Raw genomic sequence first — 1175 nt, 5'->3', positions numbered from 1 at the left:
TCAATTTCTGAATCCGTATCTGAGTCAGTATCAGAATCAATCTCAGAATCAGTGTCTGAGTCAATTTCTGAATCAGTGTCTGAGTCAGTCTCAGAATCAATCTCAGAATCAGTGTCAGAGTCAATTTCTGAATCAGTGTCTGAGTCAGTCTCAGAATCAATCTCAGAATCAGTGTCTGAGTCAGTCTCTGAGTCAATTTCAGAATCAGTGTCTGAGTCAATTTCTGAATCAGTCTCTGAGTCAGTCTCAGAATCGGTGTCTGAGTCAATTTCTGAATCCGTATCTGAGTCAGTATCAGAATCAATCTCAGAATCAGTGTCTGAGTCAATTTCAGAATCAGTCTCAGAATCAGTCTCAGAATCAATCTCAGAATCAGTGTCTGAGTCAGTATCAGAATCTATCTCTGAGTCAGTCTCAGAATCAATCTCAGAATCAGTATCAGAATCTATCTCTGAGTCAGTATCAGAATCAGTGTCTGAGTCCGTATCTGAATCAATTTCTGAGTCAGTATCAGAATCAGTATCTGAATCCGTTTCTGAGTCAATCTCTGAGTCAGTATCAGAATCAGTATCAGAATCCATTTCTGAATCAGTAAGCGAGTCAATCTCTGAGTCAGTTTCAGAATCAATTTCTGAATCAGTATCAGAGTCAGTATCAGAATCCATTTCTGAATCAGTATCAGAGTCAGTATCAGAATCAATTTCTGAATCAGTATCTGAATCAGTTTCTGAGTCAATCTCTGAATCAATCAGCGAATCCGTCTCTGAGTCAGTATCAGAATCAATTTCTGAGTCAGTATCAGAATCAGTATCTGAATCCGTTTCTGAGTCAATCTCTGAGTCAGTATCAGAATCTGTATCTGAATCAGTATCAGAGTCAATCAGCGAATCAGTATCAGAGTCAATCAGCGAATCAGTATCAGAGTCAGTTTCTGAATCCGTTTCAGAGTCAGTATCAGAATCAATTTCAGAGTCAGTATCAGAATCAATTTCAGAGTCAGTATCAGAATCAATTTCTGAATCAGTATCAGAGTCAGTATCAGAATCAATTTCTGAATCAGTTTCTGAGTCAATCTCAGAATCAGTATCTGAATCCGTTTCAGAGTCAATCTCTGAGTCAGTATCAGAATCTGTATCTGAATCAGTATCAGAGTCAATCAGCGAATCAGTATCAGA

General features: G+C 38.2%; 1 protein-coding gene. It reads left to right on the top strand.

Features of this window, described 5'->3' with window-relative positions; genetic code table 11:
* Positions 1 to 51: 51 nt before the first annotated feature.
* Positions 52 to 1175 (top strand): DUF445 family protein (locus ACHBID_RS11075; protein ID WP_394734398.1); only part of this gene is annotated, 1124 nt, incomplete at its 3' end.

Source organism: Streptococcus sp. A25 (genome assembly GCF_043674095.1).
Lineage (GTDB): Bacteria > Bacillota > Bacilli > Lactobacillales > Streptococcaceae > Streptococcus > Streptococcus suis_V.
This window is presented reverse-complemented; position numbering and strand designations above follow the sequence as displayed.